This window comes from Pseudomonas entomophila, from assembly GCF_013523165.1.
GTDB lineage: Bacteria > Pseudomonadota > Gammaproteobacteria > Pseudomonadales > Pseudomonadaceae > Aquipseudomonas > Aquipseudomonas entomophila_A.
Map to the genome: position 1 here is coordinate 124,825 of NZ_JAAMQI010000009.1, position 24,824 is coordinate 149,648.

General features: G+C 64.4%; 25 protein-coding genes and 1 pseudogene. 12 read left to right on the top strand and 14 right to left on the bottom strand.

Going from position 1 to position 24,824, the window contains the following annotated elements:
* Window positions 1-203: 203 nt before the first annotated feature.
* From G7Z99_RS09790 to umuC, 3 genes and pseudogenes are all read left to right on the top strand, one after another.
* A pseudogene (locus G7Z99_RS09790) lies at window positions 204-621 on the top strand (DNA adenine methylase).
* A gap of 185 nt (window positions 622-806) precedes the next feature.
* Window positions 807-1,235 (top strand): LexA family protein, encoded by a 429-nt coding sequence (locus G7Z99_RS09795; protein WP_181093503.1) that lies wholly within the window; start codon window positions 807-809, stop codon window positions 1,233-1,235.
* Window positions 1,225-2,499 carry a translesion error-prone DNA polymerase V subunit UmuC gene (gene umuC / locus G7Z99_RS09800; protein ID WP_181093504.1) on the top strand — a complete coding sequence of 425 codons (1,275 nt, stop codon included), beginning with the start codon at window positions 1,225-1,227 and terminating at the stop codon, window positions 2,497-2,499. The genes G7Z99_RS09795 and umuC overlap by 11 nt, the downstream gene beginning before the upstream one ends.
* 333 nt (window positions 2,500-2,832) lie before the next feature.
* Here umuC and G7Z99_RS09805 read toward each other — a convergent pair whose 3' ends face one another.
* The 4 genes from G7Z99_RS09805 to G7Z99_RS09815 form a co-directional block, all read right to left on the bottom strand.
* Window positions 2,833-3,324: a hypothetical protein gene (locus G7Z99_RS09805; RefSeq protein ID WP_181093505.1), complete on the bottom strand. Its 492-nt coding sequence runs from the start codon at window positions 3,322-3,324 to the stop codon at window positions 2,833-2,835.
* 142 nt (window positions 3,325-3,466) lie between these two features.
* Complete coding sequence (locus G7Z99_RS09810; RefSeq protein WP_181093506.1) at window positions 3,467-3,670, bottom strand: hypothetical protein; 204 nt, start codon at window positions 3,668-3,670, stop codon at window positions 3,467-3,469.
* A 209-nt stretch (window positions 3,671-3,879) separates the two neighbouring features.
* Window positions 3,880-4,314 (bottom strand): helix-turn-helix transcriptional regulator, encoded by a 435-nt coding sequence (locus G7Z99_RS20135; RefSeq protein ID WP_375139144.1) that lies wholly within the window; start codon window positions 4,312-4,314, stop codon window positions 3,880-3,882.
* Window positions 4,197-4,886, bottom strand: a complete 690-nt coding sequence (locus G7Z99_RS09815; protein WP_219854151.1) for a helix-turn-helix transcriptional regulator — start codon at window positions 4,884-4,886, stop codon at window positions 4,197-4,199. Before G7Z99_RS09815 ends, G7Z99_RS20135 begins: the two co-directional genes overlap by 118 nt.
* Here G7Z99_RS09815 and G7Z99_RS09820 point away from each other — a divergent pair.
* A complete protein-coding gene (locus G7Z99_RS09820; protein ID WP_181093507.1) occupies window positions 4,872-5,237 on the top strand; it encodes a VOC family protein in 366 nt (121 codons plus the stop codon). The genes G7Z99_RS09815 and G7Z99_RS09820 overlap by 15 nt on opposite strands.
* Window positions 5,238-5,684: 447 nt before the next feature.
* Here G7Z99_RS09820 and G7Z99_RS09825 read toward each other — a convergent pair whose 3' ends face one another.
* Window positions 5,685-6,866 (bottom strand): MFS transporter, encoded by a 1,182-nt coding sequence (locus tag G7Z99_RS09825; protein ID WP_181093508.1) that lies wholly within the window; start codon window positions 6,864-6,866, stop codon window positions 5,685-5,687.
* Window positions 6,867-6,962: 96 nt separating this feature from the next.
* Between G7Z99_RS09825 and G7Z99_RS09830 the strand changes: the two genes are divergently transcribed.
* On the top strand, window positions 6,963-7,547 hold the full coding sequence (locus G7Z99_RS09830) for a TetR/AcrR family transcriptional regulator (protein ID WP_181093509.1): 585 nt from the start codon (window positions 6,963-6,965) through the stop codon (window positions 7,545-7,547).
* Window positions 7,548-7,559: 12 nt separating this feature from the next.
* Here G7Z99_RS09830 and G7Z99_RS09835 read toward each other — a convergent pair whose 3' ends face one another.
* Window positions 7,560-8,183, bottom strand: coding sequence for a LysE family translocator (locus tag G7Z99_RS09835; protein WP_181093510.1), 624 nt, complete (start codon window positions 8,181-8,183; stop codon window positions 7,560-7,562).
* 215 nt (window positions 8,184-8,398) lie between these two features.
* On the opposite strand from G7Z99_RS09835, the gene G7Z99_RS09840 reads away from it, so the two are divergent.
* Together G7Z99_RS09840 and G7Z99_RS09845 are read left to right on the top strand one after the other, a co-directional pair.
* Entirely contained in the window at window positions 8,399-8,875 is a 477-nt protein-coding gene (locus G7Z99_RS09840; RefSeq protein WP_258196994.1) for a hypothetical protein, read from the top strand.
* Between the two features lie 204 nt (window positions 8,876-9,079).
* Window positions 9,080-9,388, top strand: a complete 309-nt coding sequence (locus G7Z99_RS09845; protein ID WP_181093512.1) for a hypothetical protein — start codon at window positions 9,080-9,082, stop codon at window positions 9,386-9,388.
* A gap of 38 nt (window positions 9,389-9,426) precedes the next feature.
* Here the strand turns inward: G7Z99_RS09845 and G7Z99_RS09850 are convergent, their stop codons facing one another.
* The gene (locus G7Z99_RS09850; RefSeq protein WP_258196995.1) at window positions 9,427-9,906 is read right to left on the bottom strand and encodes a hypothetical protein; all 480 of its coding nucleotides are present in this window, start codon (window positions 9,904-9,906) and stop codon (window positions 9,427-9,429) included.
* Between the two features lie 240 nt (window positions 9,907-10,146).
* Here G7Z99_RS09850 and G7Z99_RS09855 point away from each other — a divergent pair, with 240 nt between their 5' ends.
* Complete coding sequence (locus G7Z99_RS09855) at window positions 10,147-10,380, top strand: hypothetical protein (protein WP_181093513.1); 234 nt, start codon at window positions 10,147-10,149, stop codon at window positions 10,378-10,380.
* 116 nt (window positions 10,381-10,496) lie between these two features.
* On the opposite strand, the gene G7Z99_RS09860 is transcribed toward G7Z99_RS09855, so the two are convergent.
* On the bottom strand, window positions 10,497-10,889 hold the full coding sequence (locus G7Z99_RS09860) for a low affinity iron permease family protein (RefSeq protein ID WP_181093514.1): 393 nt from the start codon (window positions 10,887-10,889) through the stop codon (window positions 10,497-10,499).
* Between the two features lie 151 nt (window positions 10,890-11,040).
* Here G7Z99_RS09860 and G7Z99_RS19865 point away from each other — a divergent pair, with 151 nt between their 5' ends.
* Window positions 11,041-11,175 carry a hypothetical protein gene (locus tag G7Z99_RS19865; protein WP_258196996.1) on the top strand — a complete coding sequence of 45 codons (135 nt, stop codon included), beginning with the start codon at window positions 11,041-11,043 and terminating at the stop codon, window positions 11,173-11,175.
* 50 nt (window positions 11,176-11,225) lie between these two features.
* Here G7Z99_RS19865 and G7Z99_RS09865 read toward each other — a convergent pair whose 3' ends face one another.
* Window positions 11,226-11,894 carry an SOS response-associated peptidase gene (locus G7Z99_RS09865; protein WP_181093515.1) on the bottom strand — a complete coding sequence of 223 codons (669 nt, stop codon included), beginning with the start codon at window positions 11,892-11,894 and terminating at the stop codon, window positions 11,226-11,228.
* Between the two features lie 118 nt (window positions 11,895-12,012).
* Here G7Z99_RS09865 and ykgO point away from each other — a divergent pair, with 118 nt between their 5' ends.
* From ykgO to G7Z99_RS09880, 3 genes are all read left to right on the top strand, one after another.
* Complete coding sequence (gene ykgO, locus G7Z99_RS09870) at window positions 12,013-12,156, top strand: type B 50S ribosomal protein L36 (protein WP_060393971.1); 144 nt, start codon at window positions 12,013-12,015, stop codon at window positions 12,154-12,156.
* Window positions 12,157-12,216: 60 nt separating this feature from the next.
* The gene (locus G7Z99_RS09875) at window positions 12,217-14,577 is read left to right on the top strand and encodes a DNA polymerase II (RefSeq protein ID WP_181093516.1); all 2,361 of its coding nucleotides are present in this window, start codon (window positions 12,217-12,219) and stop codon (window positions 14,575-14,577) included.
* 226 nt (window positions 14,578-14,803) lie between these two features.
* Window positions 14,804-15,364, top strand: coding sequence for a DUF4174 domain-containing protein (locus tag G7Z99_RS09880; RefSeq protein WP_181093517.1), 561 nt, complete (start codon window positions 14,804-14,806; stop codon window positions 15,362-15,364).
* Window positions 15,365-15,406: 42 nt separating this feature from the next.
* Here G7Z99_RS09880 and glgX read toward each other — a convergent pair whose 3' ends face one another.
* From glgX to treZ, 5 genes are all read right to left on the bottom strand, one after another.
* Window positions 15,407-17,563, bottom strand: a complete 2,157-nt coding sequence (gene glgX / locus G7Z99_RS09885; protein ID WP_181093518.1) for a glycogen debranching protein GlgX — start codon at window positions 17,561-17,563, stop codon at window positions 15,407-15,409.
* A 270-nt stretch (window positions 17,564-17,833) separates the two neighbouring features.
* The gene (locus tag G7Z99_RS09890; protein WP_181093519.1) at window positions 17,834-18,187 is read right to left on the bottom strand and encodes a DUF2934 domain-containing protein; all 354 of its coding nucleotides are present in this window, start codon (window positions 18,185-18,187) and stop codon (window positions 17,834-17,836) included.
* A 17-nt stretch (window positions 18,188-18,204) separates the two neighbouring features.
* Window positions 18,205-20,979: a malto-oligosyltrehalose synthase gene (locus tag G7Z99_RS09895; RefSeq protein WP_181093520.1), complete on the bottom strand. Its 2,775-nt coding sequence runs from the start codon at window positions 20,977-20,979 to the stop codon at window positions 18,205-18,207.
* Entirely contained in the window at window positions 20,976-23,063 is a 2,088-nt protein-coding gene (malQ, locus tag G7Z99_RS09900) for a 4-alpha-glucanotransferase (RefSeq protein ID WP_181093521.1), read from the bottom strand. The genes G7Z99_RS09895 and malQ overlap by 4 nt, the downstream gene beginning before the upstream one ends.
* Complete coding sequence (treZ, locus tag G7Z99_RS09905) at window positions 23,060-24,817, bottom strand: malto-oligosyltrehalose trehalohydrolase (protein WP_181093522.1); 1,758 nt, start codon at window positions 24,815-24,817, stop codon at window positions 23,060-23,062. The genes malQ and treZ overlap by 4 nt, the downstream gene beginning before the upstream one ends.
* Window positions 24,818-24,824: the final 7 nt, after the last annotated feature.

The following is a 24,824-nucleotide window of genomic DNA, read 5'->3' on the forward strand; positions in this document are numbered from 1 at the left end:
TGTAATTCTCGTACGACAACCATCAGAATGGCCCCGTCGTCAGTGTACTTGGATGACGTTCAATGGCTAGGCTGGCTTGGCAGTGCGATATGCTTGCTTCCAGCCTCGCCGCTGCATGCTTGCGTGGTACCCTCAACATTTCCGAACCCACCTTTGAGCACCAAGAGAGCCAGCGGGTAGGGTCACAGCCAATCCTGACTGACATGACCAATCCAATCGTTCCCTGGATGGGCGGCAAGCGCCGTTGGGCCGACAGGCTCATCCTCTTTTCCCTCCCCATGAAGGCTAGGTCGAGGCCTTCGTCGGCGGCGCTGCGCTCTTCTTCATGCGGCCGCAACCGGCGCCGGTCGGGGTGCTCAACGACCTCAACGGCGACCTGGTGACACTCTACCGCGTCGTCCAGAACCACCTCGAAGAGTGCATCTTCATACGTCGGTGCAAGGGCAAGGTCATGGTCAGCATCAACGACCATCCGAACATCCGTCAAGTGTTCGAGGGCTTCCACATGCAGCGGCTGCACATCCGCTACTCGACGGCCATCAGTGCGTGGACAAGGCCGAGGTCACAGGCGAACGGGTAATCATGGACTGGGAGCCTGCTGCGCTTGGCCAACGTTTCTAGACTATCGCAGCCCATTGAACGGGCGCGCTAGAGCGGCACAGCTCGATTCAGGCGCCGTAATCGACACGATCAGCGCACCCCTCTGAAGGTGTTCGTTCGTCCAAAGTTATCTCGCGCGCAATTGACCGAAGGCCCATCACGCTATTTACTGTATATGCATACAGACCCTCCACCGGACCTTCACCATGACCATCACCTACCTAGGTACGCCAACCGGCGGCACCACCAAACTGCCTCTCTATTCCTTCCAGGTGCCGGCCGGTTTCCCGTCGCCGGCGGCTGACCACCTGGAAGGTCACATCTCGCTGGACGAGCTGTTCGCCATCCGTGCCCCCCACGTCTACCTGGTGAAGGTCGAGGGGGACAGTATGCAGGGCGCGGGCATCTACTCCGGCGACCTGGTGATCGTCGATCGTGGTCGTGAAGCCGAGCACGACGATATCGTCATCGCGGCGGTGAACAGCGAACCGGTGTGCAAGCGTCTGTACCGTCGCGATGGGGTCGTGGTGCTGAAATCCGAAAACCCAGCCTATGCCGACCGCTACATTCTGGAAGGCGATGAGCTGGTGATCTGGGGTGTGGTGCGCTATAGCGTGCGCGATCATGCGCAGTGATCAGGTATTTGCGCTGATCGACTGCAACGCGTTCTATGCGAGCTGCGAGCGCGTTTTCCGGCCCGACTTGGCCAAGGTGCCCATTGTGGTGCTGAGCAACAACGATGGGTGTGTCATCGCCCGGTCTTCCGAGGCCAAGCCCTACGTGAAGATGGGTGAGCCGTTCTTTCAGGTCAAGTCGAGGCTGCGCAGGCATGGCATCATCGCGTTCAGCAGCAACTATGCGTTGTATGGCGACATGAGCGAACGGGTCATGTGCACCATCGAGGCCATGGTGCCTGCGACCGAGGTGTACAGCATCGATGAATGCTTCGCCGATTTGACGGGCATCACCGAGGACCTGACTCGGTTCGGCCGTCGCGTGCGGGCCCGGGTGCTCCAGTGCACCGGCATACCCGTGGGCGTCGGCATCGCGCCGACCAAGACCCTGGCCAAGTTGGCGAACCACACTGCCAAGCGCCTGCTGTCGCACACTGGCGGAGTGGTCGACATCTGCGATCCCTTCAAGCGTGACTGGGTGCTGCGCAACACCGCAGTCGAAGAGGTATGGGGCATCGGCAGGCGCATGACCGCGCACCTGCAGGGCATGGGCATCAAGAGCGCCATGGACCTGGCCCGTGCCGACGCCCGGACGCTGCGCCAGACATTCAGCGTGGTCGTCGAGAAGACCGCCCGCGAGCTGACCGGCACACCGTGCCTGGCGTTGGATGAGACCGAGCCGCCAAAGCAGGAGATCTGCTGCAGCCGGATGTTCGGTCGACGCCTGGAGACACTGGCGCCGATCAAGCAGGCAGTGGCCACCTACGTCGCCCGCGCTGCCGAGAAGCTGCGCGCGCAAGGCTCTGTCTGCAAGCGCATGCGCGTGAGTATCCGTACCGGCCTGTTCAATCTGGACGAGGTGCGCCATGCCCAGGGCGTGCTGGTGGAGTTGCCGTACCCGACCTGTGACACGTTGTTGATGACGAGCCTGGCCACGGAGGCGGTCGCGCGTCTCTACAGGCCAGGCTGTCGGTACAGCAAGGCGGAGGTGCTGTTGATGGATTTGAGGCAGCCTGGCGAGTGTTCAGGGGACTTGTTCGCGCCGACACAGTCGGTGGCGTGTGATCGATTGATGGGGGTGATGGACACCATCAATGGGCGCTGGGGGCGGGGCACGGTGCGTGCGGCAAGCGTGCCGGCAGCACCGGAATGGGCAATGAGGCAAGCGATGATGAGCCCATCCTATACGACGCGGATAGATCAGCTGTGGAAGGTCAGATGCTAGGTCTGTCTGGTGCCTGGGGTCGATGATTTTTGCTTCTGTCACAGCAGTCGAACAGAGTTTGAACACTTGGAATGCGTCCCGAAACAAAAGTCGCGGCCCTTGTAGCCTCTGGCGTGCAGCCCGCAAGAATGACTGATGTTTCGGACTGAATTGCCCCCAAGACTGCACGAAGCGGTGATTCACGTAGAGGATTGAAAATCCGTCTACGCCGGTTCGATTCCGATCTCGGCTTCTAGATTCCAAAGCCCCGCAGAGCGTGGTCCGCGGGGCTTTTCTTGATCCAGTCGTAAAGCATGCGCTTCTAACCATAAGGCTGCATCACTCCGCTTTCGATCACCGCAAACACGCCGCACGCCTTTCATTGTATCTGTCCATCAGCTCGAAATAGGCCCTGGGCCAACCCGACATGGCTGTACTCGCTTGCTCGATGGAGGCAAGCTTCTCTTCCGGAGTTCGGGCCATCAGCCCAAGCTGTATCACCCTGGCCAACTTGAACGTTTCGACCGCCAGTTCGCTTGGGGCGTACGCCGTCAAGCGCATGGCCTTGTCCAGGATATCCTGGCCCAGCACGTGGAAGCCTTCCAGCGTCAGGTGCGGCGCTTGTGATTGACTGCCCATCGCCGCAATGCTTGCCAAGAGCGATTCGGCTTTTTCCCGGATGAGCGTTTCCTGCGCATCCACGCGCCTTATGCAGCTCTCCGAAGCCGCTTGCTGGGTCGATTGATACGTCGCATACCATGTCATGGCGCCGCCAGAGAGCGTCACGACCAGTCCCAATATGGCAATGAGTGTGGGCCATCTGACGTTGGGTGCATCCTTGCCCATTGAGGGTTCTCCTTGAAAGGCCGGCCCTTGTCGAGACCTGAGCGTTGTTCCTTCACTCATGAAGCCCAGGCCGCAGACAGCACGCCCCAGCGTACGCAAAACGAACGTTTCAGAGCGTGCTGCGCTCTTGAATAATCCAGCCTCAACGCGATTCGCGAACCGCATCGACCAGTCGGTTGATCAGGCCTTTCTCACCCGTCGATCGTTCGTAACAACCCGGTTGATTGGGCGGGGAGGCATCGCACGCCATCGAGTTGGCAGAGCCGCCGGGGTAGCTGCCCGAGTAGTGCGAGCAGCCCGCGAGCACCATGATCACCATGCCAAGTGCTGAAAATCCTGTTCTCATGAGTCACCTCACACCGTGATGATTGTTGATTGGACGAACCTCTGCGTGGGAAGACACATGATGTTCGCCTCAAGCGTATGGCCTCATGGCCGAGGATCGGTACGGGGTAGGGCAATGTCTGCCAGGGTGAGTGATATGCTGCGTCGCTGGCCAGGTAGGAGCGCGAGCAATGCGTTTGCAAGAAAAGCACAGAGCGTTCCAGCGATGGTTCACACCGAGGCGCAAGCGTTGGGCGGGTGTGGTGCTGATCCTGCTTGCGCTGGTAGGGATGCTCTCGAACCCGGCAAGCCGGTGGCCTTGGGTGCTGGCGACGGGTGTTGTCTGGTTGCTCGCCGCCTGGCGTCGACCACGACATCGAGGACGACCATAAGGGCGTGGACCACAAGGGCGAGAAAGACCTCTGACGGAGCCAGGCGCTGTTTCGACCGTCCCTCATCTTCGCTCACGGCACGGCCGCCAACCCCGCCGTGCGCCACCGCCTCAACAACCAGCCCCCCCTGACCTTCGAACCCTTCATCGAGCAGCGTCAACGCCTGAATGCGATCCAGCCTGAAATGCCTGAAGTCCTGCCGGGACTCGCACCAGGCCGCCAGGATGTCCGCCTGGTCGAAGTAGCCGATGCCCAAGGGCCTGACGACACGCACCGATACGCGGGCGCTGCACTTCGGTACGACAGCCTGACTTTCCGCTCTCTGCGAATAGCGTCACGCAAGACGTGGGTGTCGAACGCCGGGTGGGCACTCGGCCCGGCCCCGACGGCGAACAGCGCCGTTCGGTTCAAGCGCTCGGCGCCACCGGGTGGCAGCACGGCTTCGGCTTTGGCCAGCACATCATGGGCCGCTTGAGACAATGCAGGGTCGGCGCGCCGTGCGACCCAGCGCATCCCCAGCATGAGTGCCTCGAGTTCGTGCTCGGTGAACATCAAGGGCGGGAGGGCGAAGCCGGGATGCAGCACGTAGCCCAGGCCTGGCGCGCCACGGATGTCCGCCCCTTGGGCCTGCAAAGTGGCGATGTCGCGGTACAGCGTACGCAGGCTGATGGCGAGCGACTGGGCGAGCTGCTGGCCCGCCACAGGATAGCGGTGCGTACGCAGCAGGCGCACCAGGGCGAGAAGGCGTTCGGCTCGAGTCATGCGCGGATGCTGACAGTTTCTGTCAGCAGTGTCGAATAGCCTCCTGGCTTCTTCAAGCAAGGAGATGTCATGAGAAGCCAGCATCTGATTCTGTTGTACGTACGCGATCCACAGGCCAGCGGTGTGTTCTACGAAAGGCTGTTGGGGGCGAGCGCGCAGTCGGTGTTCCCGAGCTACGTGTCCTTTGCGTTGAATGACGGCACGGCGCTGGGGTTATGGTCCCTCGCGGCCCGTGATTTCAGAAGCGGCGGCAGTGGTCATCGCAGCGAGGTCGCGTTCTTGGTGGAGACACGAGCGCAGGTGGAAGCGCTTTACCACCAGTGGACGGAACGGGGCGTGCGGATCGAGCAGCCGCTGCACGAGGCGGTGTTCGGGTTGACGTTCGTGGCGCTGGACCTGGACGATCACCGAGTGCGGGTCTGCCTGCCTGATTGAACGCGTCGCACGTGGCAGGCGGATCCTCAATCGCAGCTCGAGCTGCCCCCGCCATCGCTCGAGCCGCCACTGTCGCCCGATGAACTGCCACTGTCGTAGCTGCCAGCGTGCCCCGGGTCACATGCCGCACTCGAGCGCGTAGGCTCGCACGTGTCCTGCAGCAAGACGAGCGGGGCGAGGCTGGCAGGCGGGGGTACGTCGGACACATGGCCCGTACCGGACGTCGTCGAGGCTGCGGGTCGCTTGCGCCCTTTGTAGCGTTTGAACAGATCCGTCAAAAAATCGAACATCCTTCAGCGCTCGCGCCAGTGCATTCATCAGTGCTTCCATGCCAAGGCGAGAGCGATGGCTGTCGTGAGCTTCCCGATGAACACGAATCAGTGACCGCGCACCGTACGAAAACGGCGCGCTGTAGGCAAGTCGGTAGCCAGGCGTCGGCGTGCCGCTTCAGGCATGACGGGGGAGGTGAGGCGTCGTCAGCGTCCAGCCGCCCAGCAGCGCCAGCAGCACGATGCCCGCCAGGTACAGCTGCGCCGCCCCCGCCAGGCCCAGCCAGGACACGGCGACGCTGACCAGCAAGACCGGTACGCAGAACGCCAGGTAGCTGAGCGCATAGAACGCGGCCAGCAAACCCGCACGCTGGTCAGGCTCGGCCAGGGGAAACAGGCTGCGCGTGGCGCCCAGAAAGCCACTGCCAAAGCCGATGCCGGTGATCAGGGTGCCGAGCACGAACAGTGAGAGATGACCGCCTGCCACGGCCAGCCATAGCACCCCTGGGCCGGCGCACAGCGCGCCGCTGCCCAGGCGCAGCAGGCGTTCGCAAGGCCAGTGCCTCAACCCGTGCAGGCAGGCCGCACCGCTCAATGTCAGGCCTGCCACGACTGCGCCGCCGACGAGCACCGAGGTGGTCCCTGTCGCCGTCTTGATCAAGCCGGGCATCAGGGACAGGTAGAAGCCGCTGATGGCCCAGACCGCCAACTCCACCGGCAGCACGCGCCACAGCATCGCACGCGCCTGGGGCGGCACCGCTAGCTGCGGCCGCAGGGCAGCCAGCAGGCCGGGCCGAGGGGGCAGCACGTCAGGCCACCTCGACAGCCCCAGGCCCAGCAGCAGGAAGACGCCGAAAAACACCTGGTAGACCCGTTGCAGCGGTGCAGGCGCGAAGGTCACCAGCAGGCCGCAGCCCAATGCCCCGGCGGTCATGCCCAGCAACGGCGCCAGGCTGTTGAGCCAAGGGCCGCGCCGTGGATCGCTGTCCAGCAGCGCTGCGCCCAGCGCGCTGGTGGCAATGCCGGTGGCCCACCCTTGCAGGGCCCTGGCCAGGATCAGGTCGACCAGCCCGTGGGCCTGGTGAAACAGCACCAGCGCGCCGGCCTCCATCCCGACCGCAGCCAGGATGACGACGCGACGCCCCAGGTGGTCGGACAACCGACCGCCCACCAGCAGCGCGGCAAGCAGCGCAAAGGCATAGACCGCGAACACCCAGGTCAGCCAGAACGTCGAGAACCCCCACGCCTGTTGATAGCGGGCATACAAAGGCGTAGGGGCGCTGGACGCGGCCATGAACGTGAAGAGCAGGGCGCCCAGCAAGGCCAAACGCCCAGTGGCCTCGAAGCGAGAACGTGTCATTGCATCACCACTAAAGCTAATAAATTGCGTTAGAGGGTAAGAGGTTCTTTCTGCAAAAGCAATTTATTAGCTTTAGTGGTGAGGTATCATGCCGCCATGACGATCAAACACTCTCGCCCCGGCGGCCGCAGTGCCCGGGTGCAGCAGGCCATCCACGAAGCGGTTCGCACGTTGCTCGACGAGCAGCCTCGCGACGCGCTGACCGTCCCGCTGATCGCCGCCCGCGCTGGCGTGACGCCTTCGACCCTGTACCGTCGCTGGGGCAACCTGTCGAGCCTGCTGGCCGATGTCGATCTGCAGCGGCTGCAGCCCGATGCGCCCCCTGAAGACACCGGTCACTTGCGTGGGGATCTGCTGATCTGGCTGGAGCGCTATGTCGATGACTTGGTGTCCCGACCGGGACAGGCGATGCTGCGCGATGCGCTGACGGCGACTGACATGGGGTGCCCCGTGCGGTGCACCGAACCGACCCGCGAGCGGCTGACGCTTCTGCTCGAGCGCGCCCAGGCGCGAGGTGAGCCCGCGCCTTCGATCGACACGCTGATGGATGGTCTGGTGGCGCCCTTGATTTTCAGAACGTTGTTCGGCGGCGAGCAGCCGGACGCTGCGCTTCAGCGGCATCTGCTCGATCGCGCGTTGCGCGCCGAGGCAGAGGCCGGTCCTGTCGACGCGCGATCCTGAGATGCACGGGCGTCAGGCGCGTCGCGCGGTCAGCAGCAGCGAGGCCGCCAACGCCAGCAGCGCCGCACAGCCACGGTTGAAGCGTCGATGCGCACTGGGCTCGCGCAGCCAGCGTTGCAAGTGCAGCCCCAGGTAGGCATAGCCTGCGATGGCCACGGCTTCCAGGGTCAGGAACAGCCCGCCCAGCAGGGCGAACTGATGGCCGGCCCCCTGCGCAGGGTCGATGAACTGGGGTAGAAACGCCGTGAAGATCAGGATGGCCTTGGGGTTGCCTGCCGCCACGAAGAATTCCTGCCTGGCCAGCGTCCACAGGCCACTGCCCGCACGATCGTCTGAACCAGGCTCAATGGCGACCTGTGCGTGCCACAGCCGATAGGCCAGGTAGAGCAGGTAGGCCCCACCGACCAGCTTGATGACCTGGAAAACCGCCTCTGACGTCTGCAAGACCACGGCCAGCCCTGCCGAGGCCAGCGCGATCATCAGCGCGAAGGCCAGCAGGCGGCCCAGTCCTGCTACACAGGAGGAACTCCATCCGTGTCGCGTGGCGTTGCTGACCGAGAGAAGATTGTTGGGCCCTGGGGCCAGGTTGAGCGCGAAGCACGCGGGTAGAAACAGCAACAGGGTCGTGGTATTCATCGGCATCCTTGCAGGTCGGGGCGGTCTCACGGCACTTGTCGCACCCCGTTCGATCCGGTGCGGCAGTACACCGAGCATAGACCCACTGCCTGGCACCCTGAACCTGTTTTTGCGGCGACAGTCTCAAGCAGGTCATCCCATTCAGGGGGCCGGCGCATGCGCGTCGAAGGTCACGATGTTTCCATCATTCAAAAGAGGCGGCCATGAAACTCTCCATGAGAAGTGCATCATTTTCCCTGTTGGCGCTGGTCTTGGCGGGGTGTGATGCCAATACCTCCGCGAAAACCAACGCAGCGCAGCTGATCTCGACCTTCCAGGGCGACTGGAAGGTGACGGGGGTGGCCGTCTCGGATACCGGCGTGCAAGCGTTGCAGGACGATGACCCCACCCTGATGGGCAAGCAGGCCAGCTTCACGCCGGAGGCCCTGACCTGGGTGCCGGCAGACAGTGCCGAGGATGCCTGCAAGCAGCCCACCTTCCGCAAACTGACCGTCGCGCCTGACGCGGACGTCCAGGCCAGGCTCGACAAGCTCGGGCTGTCACGCGCCACGCCCTACAGCGTACGGTGCGGGTCGGGCAACTGGGGGCCGATGGGCGAGGAAGACCCTGCCTTCTTCGTCGGCGCGGACGGCGCGCTCGGGTTGCCTTGGTACGACGGCGGGCTGCTCAAGCTGACCCGTACGGCACGCTGAGCAAAGCGCGTTGACGCGCGCCGCCTCAGCGACCCGAAGCCCTGCCAGGGCGCTTGATGAAGAGACCGCCGTGTCCGAATCATGAGCGCCCCTGTCATTAGTTCCCCTCATCGGGCCAGCGACTTTTCTCTGAACCATGACATCCCACATCAGGTCACCCGCATAACCAGTTGTAAAAACACTTTTTTCCAGGGATTCGATGTCATGTCGCCAAAAGACGAAGCGGCACAGTTCGAGGCGTATCAGTTGATCAAGCAACTGAATGAGGTCGTGACGGACACCATGAAGCATGTAGCCTATGGCCACCTTCCCGATGTTCAATGGCAGGAGGTCGTCAGCACCCATCGTCAGGCCTTCGAGCAATGGATGCAGTTCGCCGAAGGCGAGGCCACGACGCAGGAGATGGAGCAACGCCGCGGGCGGCTGCGCCATGAAGGGCAGGACCGGGGGCGTGAATCAACGGCTTCCGTTCTGCACGACGCCTGCGAAGATCGCGACCGCGAAGGGGAATGACGCGTTGCGGCCCTGGAATCACGCGCCCTCTTGCGGTCTCATGTCATGGTGAGCAGGGCCGCCTGCTGACCTTGTTCGGCCGAAAGCACGCCGTCCTTGACCTGTTTGTTCAGGGCCGTGTTGGCCGTGGTCAGCGCCGCCGTCAGTGAGCCCAGTTCCGCCTGCACGCCTGCGGCCTTGAGTTGCCGGGTCCGGGGGTCCAGGCTCTGGTCCGTCATCACCGCTTGCAACTCGACCTGCTTCTGCTCGATCTTCTGCTTCAGCTCACGGATCATTTTCAGGATCTTCTGCGTCGTGTCCGGCAAGCCGCTTTCCTCGATGTCTCGATTCGACGCAGCCTTCTGGGCCGCAGCCGACTTCTGCAAGGCCAGGCCGGAGAACGAGACCTTGATCGCTTCAGGGCGCGCGCTGCTGGTGGGCGGCGACTGCTCGGTCGCCGCATCGCGCGCCTGCGTTGGCGTGGCGAGTTGAAGGGCGCTGTGCGCGGTCGGGTTCGATACGGGGAGGGGGGTCAACATGTTCCGGCCTTGGAAATGAGGGGTCGCCTCTGTATCGGCCCGATCGGACGACACTTGAACGAAGCGGCGCCGGGTGCTCTGGGAGGCTGTGTCTCATAGGACGCTGCGGCTCGATCAGCCGCCATGGTGTCAATGCTTTCCCTCTGTGATGACCGTTCATCGACCCTCGGGACACTTTGCCGTGGCAACCCCCTCACATGTAGGTACTCAGCCACTTTGCAGTGAAGAAGGAGCGTCATCATGGTCAAAGACAACAACGGTCCGGCAGCACCTTATCCAGGCCCTTCGGAGCCTGACACCGGCGACGAACACGGTTCGGGCATCGAGCAAGCCAGCTCCGAACCCAAGCAAGGGACCGGCGAGAAGCCGGAAGACTGGACGCCGCCACCAGGCAACCCTGGCTCCGATCAGGACTCCCAGGTCGAGCGGGACAATGGGACGGCCAGGACCGAAACCCCGACCCCCAACCGCTGAGAGCATCGACAGACCCCAGGCGTCTCGATCGGCTGGGGTTCCTGACCTGTCTTGCCGCCTGGACATGCCGCATGACCAGGCAAGGGGGCATCGCCCGATGCCCCTGCCATCACCCCTTACGCGTCCGATTGCTTGCCTGTTTCTTCCTGCGCCTCACTGATCTGCTGCTCTGCCATGGCCCTGTAGGTCTTGCGCAACTTCTGCAGTTCACGGCTGCTCATGGTTTCCAGGTCGAGCACCGAGTTTTCCGCGGCCTTGGTGGCACGAATCAGTTCGTCCAGCTTGACGTGAAGAATGTCGTTGTCGCGGTTCTGCGTGTTCTGGATCAGGAAGACCATCAGGAACGTGATGATCGTGGTGCCGGTGTTGATGATCAGTTGCCAGGTGTCGTTGTAGTTGAAGTAGGGGCCGGTCGTGGCCCAGACGATGATCAGCGCCAAGGCAAGCAGGAAGGTCCCTGAGCTGCCGGAACGGTTGGACAGCCATTGGCAGAATCGCGAAAACGTCATGGTGTGGCTCCTTTTTCCAATGATGGAGCGTGTGACAACCTCAGCGCGCTGAAATTTATTTTTACATTCACCGGAAGTGATGCGTGCCTGCGCGGGACTGAACCGTTCACGCTTGCCAGTGCCCAACAAGGACCACTCTGGAGATCACACCATGACAGACCCACAAACGAACGAGCAGCAGCCCGAGAAGCCCGAGCACGAGGACGTGCCTGCACATTCCACCGAGGAAGAACGCGAGCGGTTGAAGGACGTCAACAAGGACGGCATCCCGCCTGGCATTTGCTGAACAGGCCGACGCGCCTGATGATCGGTGCGAGGGCCGACTCAGGTCGGGTCTCATTCGAGGGGGCGGATCAGTTCAGGCCCCTGGTTTCGCACGTTGCCCACCGCAGGACTCACCCGGTACCACTCGAACGCCTCGGCAGGCTCGCCCAGGTGCAGCGCCATCTGTTCCGCGCGCTCACCCTCCAGCGCCGGGTCGAGCCAGGAACGTGCCAGCTCGGGGGCCAGTACCACCGGACGCCGATCATGCACATCGACCATGCCGCCCTGAGCGTCGGCCGTGATGATCACGAAACCGTCCTGCTCATCGCCCTTGAAACGCCCGATGCTCGCGCACAGGGCCGGTCGGCCGTCGCGCCGCCGAATCAGGTAGGGCTGCTTGCGCGGGCCGCCTTCGTCGACCCATTCGTACCAGCCATCGATCGGCGTGATCGCCCGGTGGGGCCAGATGGCACGAAAGAAGGCGCCATGGGCGACTTTCTCCGCCCGCGCGTTGATCGGCGCGGCGCGGTCCGTCGCCCAGTGCGGGCGCCAGCCCCACGTGATGCGTTCGGCGCACAATCCCCGCGCCTCCTCCTGGCGTAGCACGGTGACGGCCGTGGCAGGTGCCACGTTGAAGCGCGGTGATACGGAGTCTTCGGACGTGTCGTGCCAGGCGTGCGGCCAGTCCAGCGCGGCGACGAATGCAGGGGTATCGCTGTATTGAATCACGCGTCCACACATGGGAGCGCTCCTCCTGGGCAGGTTCTCGTGGGCGATCCCGCCGCACACTCGATTGGACCTTGCGCACCTCAAAGCATTCGCTGTAATGTAATAGTATTACATAAATAGGAGCGTCATCATGCAGGTGCTGTCCTCTCTCAAGAATGCCAAGCTGCGTCATCGCGACTGCCAGGTCGTCAAGCGCCGCGGTCGTCTCTACGTGATCTGCAAGTCCAACCCGCGTTTCAAGGCACGCCAGGGCGGGGTCAAAAAGCGCGGTTGACCGGGGCTGACCCGCGTACACTGACCCTCATTCAAGGCCAGACGAATCGAGGGTGCACGGGTGGAATGGCAGCAAGGCTTCGTCCTCACGCGGCATTGGCAGGACGTGCCAGCGGGCACCGAAGTGACCTTCTGGCTGGCCACCGATGCCGGGCCACGCTGCGTACGCCTGGCCCCCCAGACATCGGTCGCGTTCATCCCGCTCGAGCAACGTGACCGGGTGCAGGCCGTGGTGGGCGATGAGCCAGGCGTCGAACTCAAGCCGCTCGCGCTGCGCGACTTCGCCCGCCGCCCGGTCTTCGGGCTCTACTGCCGCCACTACCGACAACTGCTCGCCCTCGAACAGCGCCTGACGGCTGCGGGCGTGGATGTGTTCGAGGCCGACATCAAACCCCCCGAGCGCTACCTGATGGAGCGTTTCATCACCGCGCCCGTGCGCTTCACCGGCACGCCTCGGGCCGACGGCTCGCTGGACGCCGCCGTACTCAGGCCCGAGCCCGACTACCGCCCGACCCTGCGCGTGGTATCGCTGGACATCGAGACCACCGCTCAGGGAGAGCTCTACTGCATCGGGCTGGAGGGCTGCGGGCAACGGCAGGTCTACATGCTCGGGCCGCCCACCGGCCCTGCTGACGACCAGGCGGTCGAGCTGATCTACCGCGCCACCCGCGCCGAGCTGATCGCATGCCTGGACCAGTGGCTGCAGGAGCACGACCCCGATGCGATCATCGGCTGGAACGTAGTGCAGTTCGACCTGCGTCTGTTGCACAAGCACGCCGTCAACCTGCAGGTGCCCTTGCGCATGGGCCGCGACGGCAGCGCCCTGCAGGTGCGCGAGCAGGGCCAGCACGGGCACGCCAGCATCAGCGCCGCAGGACGCTTGCTGATCGACGGGGTTGAGGCCTTGCGCTCGGCGACCTGGAACTTCCCGTCCTTCAGCCTGGAGAACGTTTCGCGCACCTTGCTGGGGGAGGGCAAGGCCATCGCCACCCCTTACCACCGCATGGACGAGATCAATCGCCTGTTCGCCGAAGACAAGCCAGGCCTGGCGCGCTACAACATCAAGGACTGCGAGCTGGTCACGCGGATCTTCGCCCACACCGGGCTGATGGCCTTTCTGCTCGAGCGCGCGACGGTGACCGGGCTGCCCGTGGACCGCAGTGCCGGTTCGGTCGCCGCGTTCAGTCACCTGTACCTGCCGGCGATGCACCGCCAGGGCTTCGTTGCGCCCAACCTCGGCAGCCAGCCGGACCTGCCCAGCCCCGGCGGTTTCGTCATGGATTCGCGCCCCGGCCTCTACGACTCGGTCCTGGTGCTCGATTACAAGAGCCTGTACCCCTCGATCATCCGGACCTTCCTGATCGACCCGGTGGGGCTGATCGAGGGGCTGGCGCACCCAGACCCGACGCACGCGGTGGAAGGCTTTCGCGACGCCTGGTTCTCGCGCACCCAGCATTGCCTGCCGCGCATCGTCGAGCGTGTCTGGCAAGGGCGCGAGGCGGCCAAGCGCGACGGGAACGCGCCGCTGTCGCAAGCGCTGAAGATCATCATGAACGCGTTCTATGGCGTGCTCGGCACACCCGGTTGCCGGTTCTTCGATGCACGCCTGGCCTCGTCCATCACCCTGCGCGGGCACCAGATCATGCACCAGACCCGTGCGCTGATCGAGGCGCGTGGCCTGGAGGTGATCTATGGCGACACCGACTCCACCTTCGTGTGCCTGCGCCGGGCCCTCGACGAAGACGAGGCCATGGACCTGGGGCACACGCTCGTCACCGAGATCAACCAATGGTGGCGCGATCACCTGCGCCAGACGCTGCAGCTCGACAGCGCCCTGGAGCTGCAGGTCGACACGCACTTTCGTCGCTTCCTGATGCCGACCATCCGCGGTGCAGAGGAGGGCAGCAAGAAGCGCTACGCCGGCCTGACGCGCCGTGGCGAAGGCGAGGACACGCTGGTGTTCAAAGGCATGGAGTCGGTGCGCACCGACTGGTCGCTCCTGGCGCGCGAGTTCCAGCGCGAGCTGTACGGCCGGATCTTCCGCCGCCAACCCTACCAGGCCTACGTGTGCGAATACGTGCGCCAGACCCTGGCCGGCGAGCACGATGACCGGCTGGTGTATCGCAAGCGGCTGCGTCGGCCCCTGGCAGACTACGAGCGCACGGTGCCGCCACACGTGCGCGCCGCGCGCCTGGCCGAGGCCTACCATGCCGGGTTGGGACGGCCCAGCGCCTACAAGAAAGGAGGCTGGATCAGCTACCTGATCACACTGAACGGGCCTGAACCGCTGGAGCACCACCCTTCGCCGATCGACTACGAGCACTACGTGTCACGTCAGCTCAAGCCCATCGCCGATGCCATCCTGCCGTTCGTGGACGATGACTTCACGGCGCTGACCGGGCAGCAGATGCCGTTGTTCTGACTGCATGCTGCCAACAAGCGCTCTGCGCGGGTGACCCGGCCTCGAACGTCAGCGGGCGACGAGCTATGCTCGATGAGACAGGGTGAGCGGGTACGCTGCAAGACAGGCGAGATCATCCGTTACCTATTTCGGCATGAGCCAAGCGGCCAAATGGTTTAGGCTTTGGTGTCAGACATTTCGCTTTGAACTGTAGTCTTGTTAGTTACGGATACATAAGGAGAGACCCATGCTAGCGCGGTCGTTGACCTTCGCCACGTTGCTCGCCGTGACCGGGCCGCTACTTGCGGCCAACAACGATGGACCCTTGGCTGCCGAGCTGGGCAAGTCGAGACCGCTGGTGGTGATTGCGCCGAGCACGGCGGACCCCACGTTGAGGGGGCTGGACGAGGCGCTCAAGGCGCCCGAGACCCAGGCGGGGTTCAAGGAGCGCAACCTGGTGCTGTTCAGCATCGCCGGGCTGGTCGGCAAGCGGGACGACAAGTTCCTCGAACAACAGGCGACCATGGCGCTGATCCGCGAATTGAAGCTGGGCGCCAGCAAGGGCACCAAGGTCATTCTGATCGGGAAGGATGGGCAACAGCACATGCTCAAGGACGAGCAGAACACCGATGCGCTCGATGCGCAGGCCGTGTTCAAGGCCGTGGATGGGCTACCTGCCAGCGAGAAGGCAGTGTCGGCCCCAGAGCCGGTGGCCAGCACGGCCACCACCACGGCGAAGGAGGCCAAGCCAGGCAAGCCCGTCAAGCCTGCTGTACCTGCCAAGCCGCCCAAGCCACTGGAAGACTGAGTGACGCCGCCCGGTGCTCCACGCGCCGGGCGGCGCGGTTCATCAGTCCTCGTCGCGCTGCAAGACCATCAATAGCATCGAGCGCCCTGTCACCTCGAACATCGAACCGAACTCCAGGCGCTGCGCCTTGCGCAACGTCGGGCGATCGGTATCGACCAGGCAGCTCCAGTATTCGCCCTCAGGCACTTCGGGCAACTGGAACGGCACGGTGTCGTGGTGGGCGTTGACGATCAGCAGCAAGGTAGCGTCCGAACCGGGTCGCGCGATGTCGCTGACCTGAGCGCGCCCATCCATCAGCATGCCCAGGCAGCGGCCGTTCGGGTCTTCCCACTGCTCGACCGACATCTCGTTGCCGTCCGGCGCCAGCCAGGTGACGTCCTTGACGCCGATGGCTTCGTTGTACTCACCGACCAGGAAGCGCGAACGGCACAGGATCGGGTAGGTCCGGCGCAGCTTGGTCAGGCGCTTGACGAAGGTCAGCAGCTCGGTGCCTTCCTCGTCTAGGTCCCAGTTGATCCAGCCGATCTCGCTGTCCTGGCAGTAGGCGTTGTTGTTGCCGCCTTGAGTACGGCTGAACTCGTCGCCCGCGACGATCATGGGCGTGCCCTGCGACAGCAGCAGGGTGGAGAAGAAGTTGCGCATCTGGCGCATGCGCAGCGCCTTGATCTCTGGGTCGTCGGTTTCGCCTTCAGCGCCGCAGTTCCAGGAGATGTTGTTGCTGGTGCCGTCCTGGTTGTTCTCCTCGTTGGCCTCGTTGTGCTTGTCGTTGTACGACACCAGGTCACGCAAGGTGAAACCATCGTGGGCGGTGATGAAGTTGACCGACGCGTAAGGACGACGTCCGCGGTTGTTGAACATGTCGCCCGACGCGGTCAGGCGCGCGGCGAAATCGGCCAGCTGGCCTTCGTCGCCTTTCCAGAAGGCCCGTACGGTGTCGCGGAACTTGTCGTTCCACTCGGCCCAGCCCGGCGCGAAATGGCCGACCTGATAACCGCCCGGGCCGCAGTCCCAGGGTTCGGCGATCAGCTTGACCTGACGCAGCAATGGGTCTTGGCGGCAGGCGACGAGGAAGCTGTGGCGCTCGTCGAACCCATCGTGGTAACGGCCCAGAATGGTCGCCAGGTCGAAGCGGAAGCCATCGACGTGCATCTCGCTCGCCCAGTAGCGCAGCGAATCGGTCACCAGCTGCAGCACGCAGGGGTGGCTGAGGTCGAGGGTGTTGCCGGTGCCTGAATCGTTGATGTAGTAGCGCTTGTCGTCCGGCATCAGGCGGTAGTACGAGGCGTTGTCGATGCCGCGCATGGACAGCGTCGGGCCTTGCTCGTTGCCTTCGGCGGTGTGGTTGTAGACCACGTCCAGGATGACTTCCAGGCCGGCCTTGTGCACGCGCCCGACCATTTCCTTGAATTCGGCGATCTTGCCGCTGGCCAGGTACTCCGGGTGCGGCGCGAAGAACGCGATGCTGTTGTAGCCCCAGTAGTTGTTCAGGCCCTTGTCCAGCAGGTGCTGGTCGTTGACGTAGGCGTGGATGGGCAGCAGCTCGATGGACGAGACGCCCAGGTCCTTGATGTGCTTGAGCAGCTGGTCGTTGCCCAGGCCTGCGAAGGTGCCACGGTCTTTTTCCGGCACGTCCGGGTGACGCATGCTCAGGCCACGCGTATGGGCCTCGTAGACGATGGTGCGCTCCCAAGGGATCTGCACACGCTCATCGCGGCCCCAGGTGAACGCAGGGTCGATGACCTTGCACTTGGGCACGAAAGGCGCGCTGTCACGCTCGTCGAAGCTCAGGTCGCCATCGGGGTGGCCCAAGGTGTAGCCGAACAGCGCCTCGGACCACTTCAGCTCGCCGACCAGTTGCTTGGCGTAGGGGTCGATCAGCAGCTTGTTGTGGTTGAAGCGGTGGCCGTTCTGCGGCTCGTAAGGCCCATAGACGCGGTACCCGTAGACCATGCCCGGATGGGCGTCCGGCAGGTAGCCGTGGTAGATCTCGTCGGTGTATTCCGGCAGCTCGATCCGCTCGAGCTCGTTCTCGCCCGTGGAGTCGAAGATGCACAGCTCGACCTTGGTGGCGTTGGCCGAGAACAGCGCGAAGTTGACGCCCACGCCATCCCAGGTGGCGCCCAGCGGGAATGGCAGGCCTTCACGGATGCGCGTAGGCGCGACGGAGCGGTTGGACTTCTTTTGCTTTTGCGAAGACATGGCGTTCTCTCATTCGACCGAAAATTGCAATGGAACCGTGTGACTGAAGCCTTCGGCAGGTCGAGTGATCTGACATCAGGCGAGTGACAGCAGTTGTTCGCGCCTCCTTGCGCGGTGAAATCACAAACAGACCTCAGGAAACGGTTGAGCACGGTGGCACGCGCACAAAAATGCCGCAGCCAGGTAGGAGCCGTGAAAAAGGGCAAGGGGTTTCAGGGAAAACCAGGCGCGTGACACGCGCCTGGGTCAAGCGAGCTGAGTACCGAAGGTTCAGCCAGCCTCGGGCTTCTTGGCAGCGCGGGGCTTCTTGGGCGCTGCAGACTTGGTGGAAGCCTCGGGTTTGGCAGCAGGGGCCTTGGCAGGTTTTGCCGACTTGGTCGGCTTGGCCGGTTTGGCAGCGCTCGACGCGGTCTTGCCAGCCTGGGCCGACTCGAGCGCCTCTGCCGCTAGCTTCGACTTGGCAGGCGCCGGTTTCTTGCGAGGCGTCTCCTTGGGCGCCTTGGACTCGGCTTCGGCCAACTTGCGGGCCTTGGCCCAGTGATCGGCCTCGCGGCCTTCAGGTTTGCCCTCCGATTCCCAGATCTGGTAGGCGAATTCACGGATACGTTTTTCATCGACACTCATCACGACGCTCCTGGTGTTCAAAAGTGTTCAATCAACAGGTTGACCGGAAACTCTGCCAGTACTGCGCTCAACATCAGCTCCCTTGATTGGCTGACCACATCCCCGGCAAAAAGTCCCTTGCAATTGGCAATGTCCAGCTCGAACGGCAGGATGACCCGCGTATCGCCCCAGTGCTGCTTGGTGACCCATGGCGTCGTCGCGTCATCCAGCAGGGCGCTTGCCAGACGCGGCATGACCACGATCGCGCGCGCCCCGTCCCCCACCCGTGCGAAGGCCATGACGCGCTCGGCATGGCGGCCTTCCACCGTCAGCGGCACGTAGTCGCCGCGTGCAAACAGCTGAGGATGACGGCGCCGGCAGTCCAGCACCCGTGCGATCAGGGTCTGCTTGATGCGTCCGTCGCGCCAGTGCTCCAGCAGCGTAGGCAAGGGGGCCTGCTGCTCGAGCGACGCACGCCGGGCGGGGTAGTCCACCGGGCGGCGGTTGTCCGGGTCGACCAGAGTCAGGTCCCAGTATTCGTTGCCTTGGTACAGGTCCGGCACGCCGGGTACCGTCATGCGCAGCAGCGTCTGCACCAGGCCGTTCAAGGCCCCAGCGTTGTCGATCGAGTGCGCCGCCTGCGCGATGGCCTGGCGCAGGGACGATTGCCCGGCGTCGAGCAGCAAGGCATCGATGTAGGCCGCGCAGACGCCTTCGTACGTGTCGTTCGCCGCGCTCCAGCTGCTGCGCAGTTTGGCTTCACGCAAGGCCTTCTGCTGCCACTGGCGCAGACGCTCGGCGTACTGCTCGAGGGCTGGCTGATCGTCGAGGGCCATGTCCAGGGGCCAGCTGGCCAGCAGGGTCTGGAACAACAGCATCTCGTCGCCAGGGCTGGGCGCGGGCCCATCGGCGAGGTCCTGACGCAACGGCGCCGCCAGCTCACGCCACTGCTCGACACACTGGGCGAACCACTCGCCACGCTCGCTCACCACGGCCAGGCGCGCGCGGCAGTCTTCGCCGCGCTTGTGGTCGTGGGTCGCCGTGGTCAACAGGTTGTCCGGGAAGTCGCGCAGGCGCCGTTGCGCCTCGTCATTGAAGTGGACAGGGTCGGCGCTGAAGATGTCCGCCTCGAAGCCCACATCGTTGCGCGACAGCAGCCGTGCCGAGCGATAGAACGCCGTGTCCTCGACCGCCTTGGCCGCGCTCGGCGCCGTCAGCTGCTGGAAGCGTACGCAGGCATGACGCAGGCGCTTGCGTGCACGGCCCGGTGGCAGGCTGCGCCACCGTTGCCCGCCCAGCCAGTGTTGCAGCTGGTCGAGCATGGGCCAGTCGTTCTCGCTCAGGTGTTCACGGGCCCCGGCCACGGCCTGCTGGAAGAACGGCTCATCTTCGGCCGGACGACCCAGCGCATTGATGTAGGTGCGGTAGACCGGGTAGTGCTCGACCAGCGCCATCAGTGTGCGTCGGATGGCGCCCAGGGTCAGGTCGCGGGTCATCAGGTCATCGCGGGCCACGGCCAGCAAGGCTTGGGCAACCGATTCGAAATCGCCGGCCAGGGTGCCGTTGAGGACCAGGTTGCGGGCCTGGCGGACTTCTTCCTCGAAGGCCGGACGCTCGCTGACCCGGTGCCACAGCTCGGTGAGCGGCGCTTCGCCGGCAGGGTCGTGCTGCAACAGCGACACCTGGTTCATGAATTCGTAGCCGGTGGTGCCATCCACTTGCCAGTCCTTGTGGACGTGCTCACCGCTGCCCAGGATCTTCTCGACGTAGATCGGGAAGTGATCCAGCGCCGCCTCGGCCGGGCGCGCCGCCAACAGGCCCTCGACGCGACGGCGCAGCTTGCGGCAATAACCTCGGGGGTCGGCCAGACCGTCGATATGGTCGATTCGCAGACCGTCCACCAGCCCACGTTCGATCAGTTCGAACAGCTTGGCATGGGTCGCCTCGAACACTGTCGAGCGCTCGACCCGCAAACCCCCCAGCTCGTTGATGTCGAAGAACCGCCGCCAGTTGATGTCGTCGGCTGCCGTGCGCCAGCTGGCCAGGCGATAGGTCTGGCGCTCCAGCAAGGCGTGCAGGCGCTGGAAGCCAGGCTCGGTGCGGCTGTCGAAGGCGGCCAAGGCATCGTCGAGCCTGGCGCCGCCGCGGACTGCATCGGCCAACGCCTGATGCAAGGGCGCTGCCTCGGCCAGAGGGTCCGTGCTGTCACGCAGCGCCGCGAACCGTTCACCCAGGGCTTGCAGTTCGGCTGACGCGCCATGGCCCAGCACGCGACCGTAGTCCAGCGGGCAGATCGGGAAGCGGTGTTCGTAATGCTCGATTTCCAATACGCCGTGCTTGGCATCGAAGGTCAGTGGAATCTCGCCGTCCTGCAAGGCCTTGCCGTAGTCGTTACCGAGGAAGGGCAGCAGCAGCTGGCCTTCCATCAAAGGGTCGCTGGAGTGCCACTGGATGTCGAAGAATTCCGCATAAGGGCTGCGTCGCCCCCAGGCCAGCAGGCTTTGCCACCAGGGGTTGTCGGCACCGCCCACGGCCATGTGGTTGGACACGGTGTCGAGCAGCAGGCCCATGTCATGTTCGCGCAGGGCAGCCACCAGACGCTCCAGGGCAGCTTCGCCCCCCAGCTCCGGGTTCACCCGGGTCGGGTCCACCACGTCGTAGCCATGCCGGGAGCCGGCGCGCGCGGTGAGGATCGGCGAGGCATAGACGTGACTGATGCCCAGGCGCGCGAAGTAGGGCACCAGGGGGGTGGCATCGTCGAGGGTGAAGTCACTGTGCAGTTGCAGGCGGATGGTCGCGGTCAGAGGCTTCACTGGTCGCGCTCCCAGGCTTGTTCACGGGACTGGGCGATGATCTCGAGACGACGCGCCGCATGGGGATCGTCCAGCACCTCGCTGACCTTGGCATCGAAACGTCGACGCCAGTTCGGGTGGCCCTCGGTGGTGCCGGGCAGGTTGGGTTGCTCTTCGTTGCCCAGCAGGTCTTCCAGGGGAAGCAAGACCAGCGGTGCCTGGGTATGGCCGATGTAGCGAATGGCGGCGTCGATCATGGTGTCGTTGTCCTGAAGGGGGCCATATTCACGTTCAAGGCTGCTGTGCAGACCTGTCAGTTCGACCTGCCGCGAGGCCCGCCATTCCTTTTCTTTCGCTTCATCGATCAAGCCCAGTTCTTTCTGCCAGTCGATGTCGCGGCCCTGAAGCCAGCCGGCCATCGTCGGCAGGTCATGGGTGCCGGTGGTGGCCAGTGCATCGTCGGGCCATTGCTCGATGGGCAGGAAGCGCCCTGGAGGGTCTTGCTCGAACTGCAACACCCGCATGCCCAGTATGGCTTTCTCGGCCAGGTCCTCGCGCAGGCCCTCGGGCACCGTGCCCAGGTCTTCGCCCAGCACGATCGCCTTGTGCCTGTGCGACTCCAGTGCCAGCAGCCGCAACATGTCCTGCACGGGCAATTCGACGTAGGCGCCTTCGTGGGGCTTCGACCCTCCAGGGATCAGCCACAACCGGCGCAGGCCCATCACATGGTCGATGCGCAGGCCGCCGGCATGCCGGAAGTTGGCCTGGAGCATTTCGATGAACGCGCGGAAACCGTTGCGCTTGAGGCCATCGGGCGAAAAGGCGCTGATGCCCCAGTCCTGCCCGGTACGATTGAGGATGTCAGGTGGCGCGCCCACGGTGAGGTCTGCCAGCAACTCGTCCTGGCGGCTCCAGGCCTGGCTGCCACCGCCATCGGCTCCGACGGCCAGGTCGGCGATCAGGCCGACGGCCATCTTCCCTTCGCAGGCGACCTGCTGCACACGCTGCAGGCTGCGTTCGGTCAACCATTGACAGAAGGCATGGAAGTCCAGCTCCTGGGGTTGCTCTGAGGTCACCTTTTCGACCGCAGGGCCGGCAGGGTCCTGCCACTCGGCTGGCCATCGACGCCAGTCGGCGCCGTGGCCTTGCGCCATGGCATGGGCCTGCAGCACCTCGAAGCGACAGTGCAGCTCGAGGGCTTGCCCGGCCTCCTGACGAAACGCCTCGAAATCCTGGCGCAGGCCACGCTTGTCTACGTCCTGCCCCTGTGCCTGCTCGCTGATGAAGTCCTTGTGCAGCGCTCTCAATACCTGCAGGCGGGCTTCGGCAGCGGCGGGCCAGTCGACGAGCGATTCGGTTTCCAGGGTGCGCAGGGTAGAACTCAGGCCGCAGCTCTCGATGGCGGTCTGCACCGCGTGCTCGCCCAGCAGCAGGGCCGGGCTGGCATACAACGTATTGAGCAGCAGGCGGCTGGACGGCGAGTAGGGGCTGAAATGACGTTGTTCGGCCGTGGACAAGGCATGGATGGGGCTGATGGCCACGGCATCTGCACCGCGCTCGGCGGCACTGCGCACCAGGTGCTCCAGCGCCTGGCAATCACCGTAACCACACCCGTTTTCGCGACGCAGGCTGTAGAGCTGCACCGCGATGCCCCAGCAGCGTGGCGGCGGTTCCACCGCATCCTGCAGGCCGTAGCACCGCACCGGGGCCACGGCCAGGGTCAGGGCGTGCTGCTCGACGCTGAGCTGGTGGTAGCCCACCGGCAGGTCGAGCGAGACGTGGCCTCGGGCATCGGTGCTGGCGTCGTGCACGATGCCGTCTTCACGTTCGATGCGCACGGGCAGGTCCGCGAAGGCGTGGCCCAGCGCAATCGACTCGCCTTCGGTCACGGTCATCAACGGGGGAAGTGCATGCGTCCGTGCGTGCTCGTCCAGGGCCCGGAGGCTGGCGTCGACGGCCGCGTCGTCGTCCGCCGCATGGCCCAGGCCGGCGAGGACCTTGCGCAGCACGTCATCGCTCACTTGCTGGGGCTTGCCGTTCGCATCGGTCCAGTCGCGGGCGATGCCGGCGCGTTCGGCCAGGTCGTGCAGAGGTTGGTGGCTCATACGCTGCCCTCGTCAGCCGGCATCAGGCTGACGATGCAGCTGGCAGGGGCCAACTGACCGGCCTGGGTATTGGTGCGCGAGCTGTCGTACAGCCAGAAGGCGGCATCAGGCACGTCGACCGTGCACGGCGTCTCGCCCAGGTTGAGGTCGATACGCAACAGGTCACCGTTTTCCAACCGCCACCGTGCGCTCAGGGCCTTGTCGTCGAGCACCTCCACACTCTCGGACCGGATGCCCGGCAGTGACGGCACCACGTGCTTGCGCCGCAGCTCCAGCAGCGTGCGGTACAGCGCCTGCCATTCTTCGGCAGCCGGCGTATCGATCAGGGGGCGAGAGGCCTCGAAGGTCTTCGGGCTGTTGGGGTCGGGGATCTGTTCGCGGTCCTCGGAGGATTCGAAGGCGGCGAAGCCCTTGAACTCCGCCCGACGGCCTTCGCGCACGGCATCGGCCAGTTCGTCGTGATGGTCGGTGAAGAACAGGAACGGGCTGCGGCTGCCTTGCTCGTCCCCCATGAACAGCAACGGGATCATCGGCGACAGCAACAGCAAGGTGGTGGCCGCGCGCAGGGCCTCGGGCGAGCAGAGACGGGTCAGACGCTCGCCCAGGGCGCGGTTGCCGACCTGGTCATGGTTCTGCAGGAACAGGACGAAGGCACTGGGGGGCAGGTGGCCGCTCGGCTCGCCGCGCGCCTTGCCGTGACGGTTTTCATGGCCCTGGAAGACGAAACCTTCAGCCAGGCAGCGCGCCAGCTTCTGGATCGGCTGATCCTCGTAATCCTGGTAGTAACCTTCGGTCTCGCCGGTGAGCAGCACGTGCAGGGCGTTGTGGCCGTCGTCGTTCCATTGGGCGTCGAACCCTTCTTCGAGCAGAAACGCCTGGTTGTGTTCGTTCTCCAGCACCAGCCAGACCTTGCGGCCCGGCTCGACGGCAGCGCGTACCCGGCGGGCCAGTTCCTTGAGGAAGTCCGGGTTGTCGATGGCGTGCGCCGCGTCCAGGCGCAGGCCGTCGAAGCGGTATTCGCAGATCCACATCAAGGCGTTCTGGATGAAGAACTCACGCACTTCAGGCCGCTTGAAGTCGATGCTGGCGCCCCATGGCGTCTGCTTGCCGTCGTCGAAGAAATCGTCGGCGTAGCTGTGCAGGTAGTTGCCGTCAGGGCCGAAGTGGTTGTAGACCACATCGAGCATGACCGACAGCCCCAGGCCATGGGCCTGATCGACCAGGCGCGCCAGCTCTTCGGGTTTGCCATAACTGTTTTGCGGGGCGAACGGCAGGACGCCGTCGTACCCCCAGTTGCGCTTGCCGGGGAACTGCGCCACCGGCATCAGTTCGATGGCGGTGATGCCCAGTTCGGCCAGGCGAGGGAGCTGCGCGGCGACGCCGGCGTAACCGCCATGCACGCCGACGTGCTGTTCGTGAATCACCGCTTCCTGCCAGGGCCGTCCGGTCCAGGCAGCATGCTGCCATTCGAAAGCGCCCGTATCGACGGCCTGGCTGGGCCCGTGCACGCCTTCGGGTTGGTACCGTGACGCCGGATCGGGGACCTCTTGGGTCTCGCCTTGGTCGTTGGTGAAACGGTAGAGGTAATGATCGCCTGGCTGGCAGTCGACTTCACCGATGAACCAGCCATCTGCCTCGGGCTGCAGTGCGAACACTCGCTGCCCGATGACTACGCTCACGTCACGCGCGTTCGGCGCCCAGAGGGCGAAGCGCGCCGACGTGGCGTCCAAGAAATGTACGCCATGCCTGTGCATCTTCGAC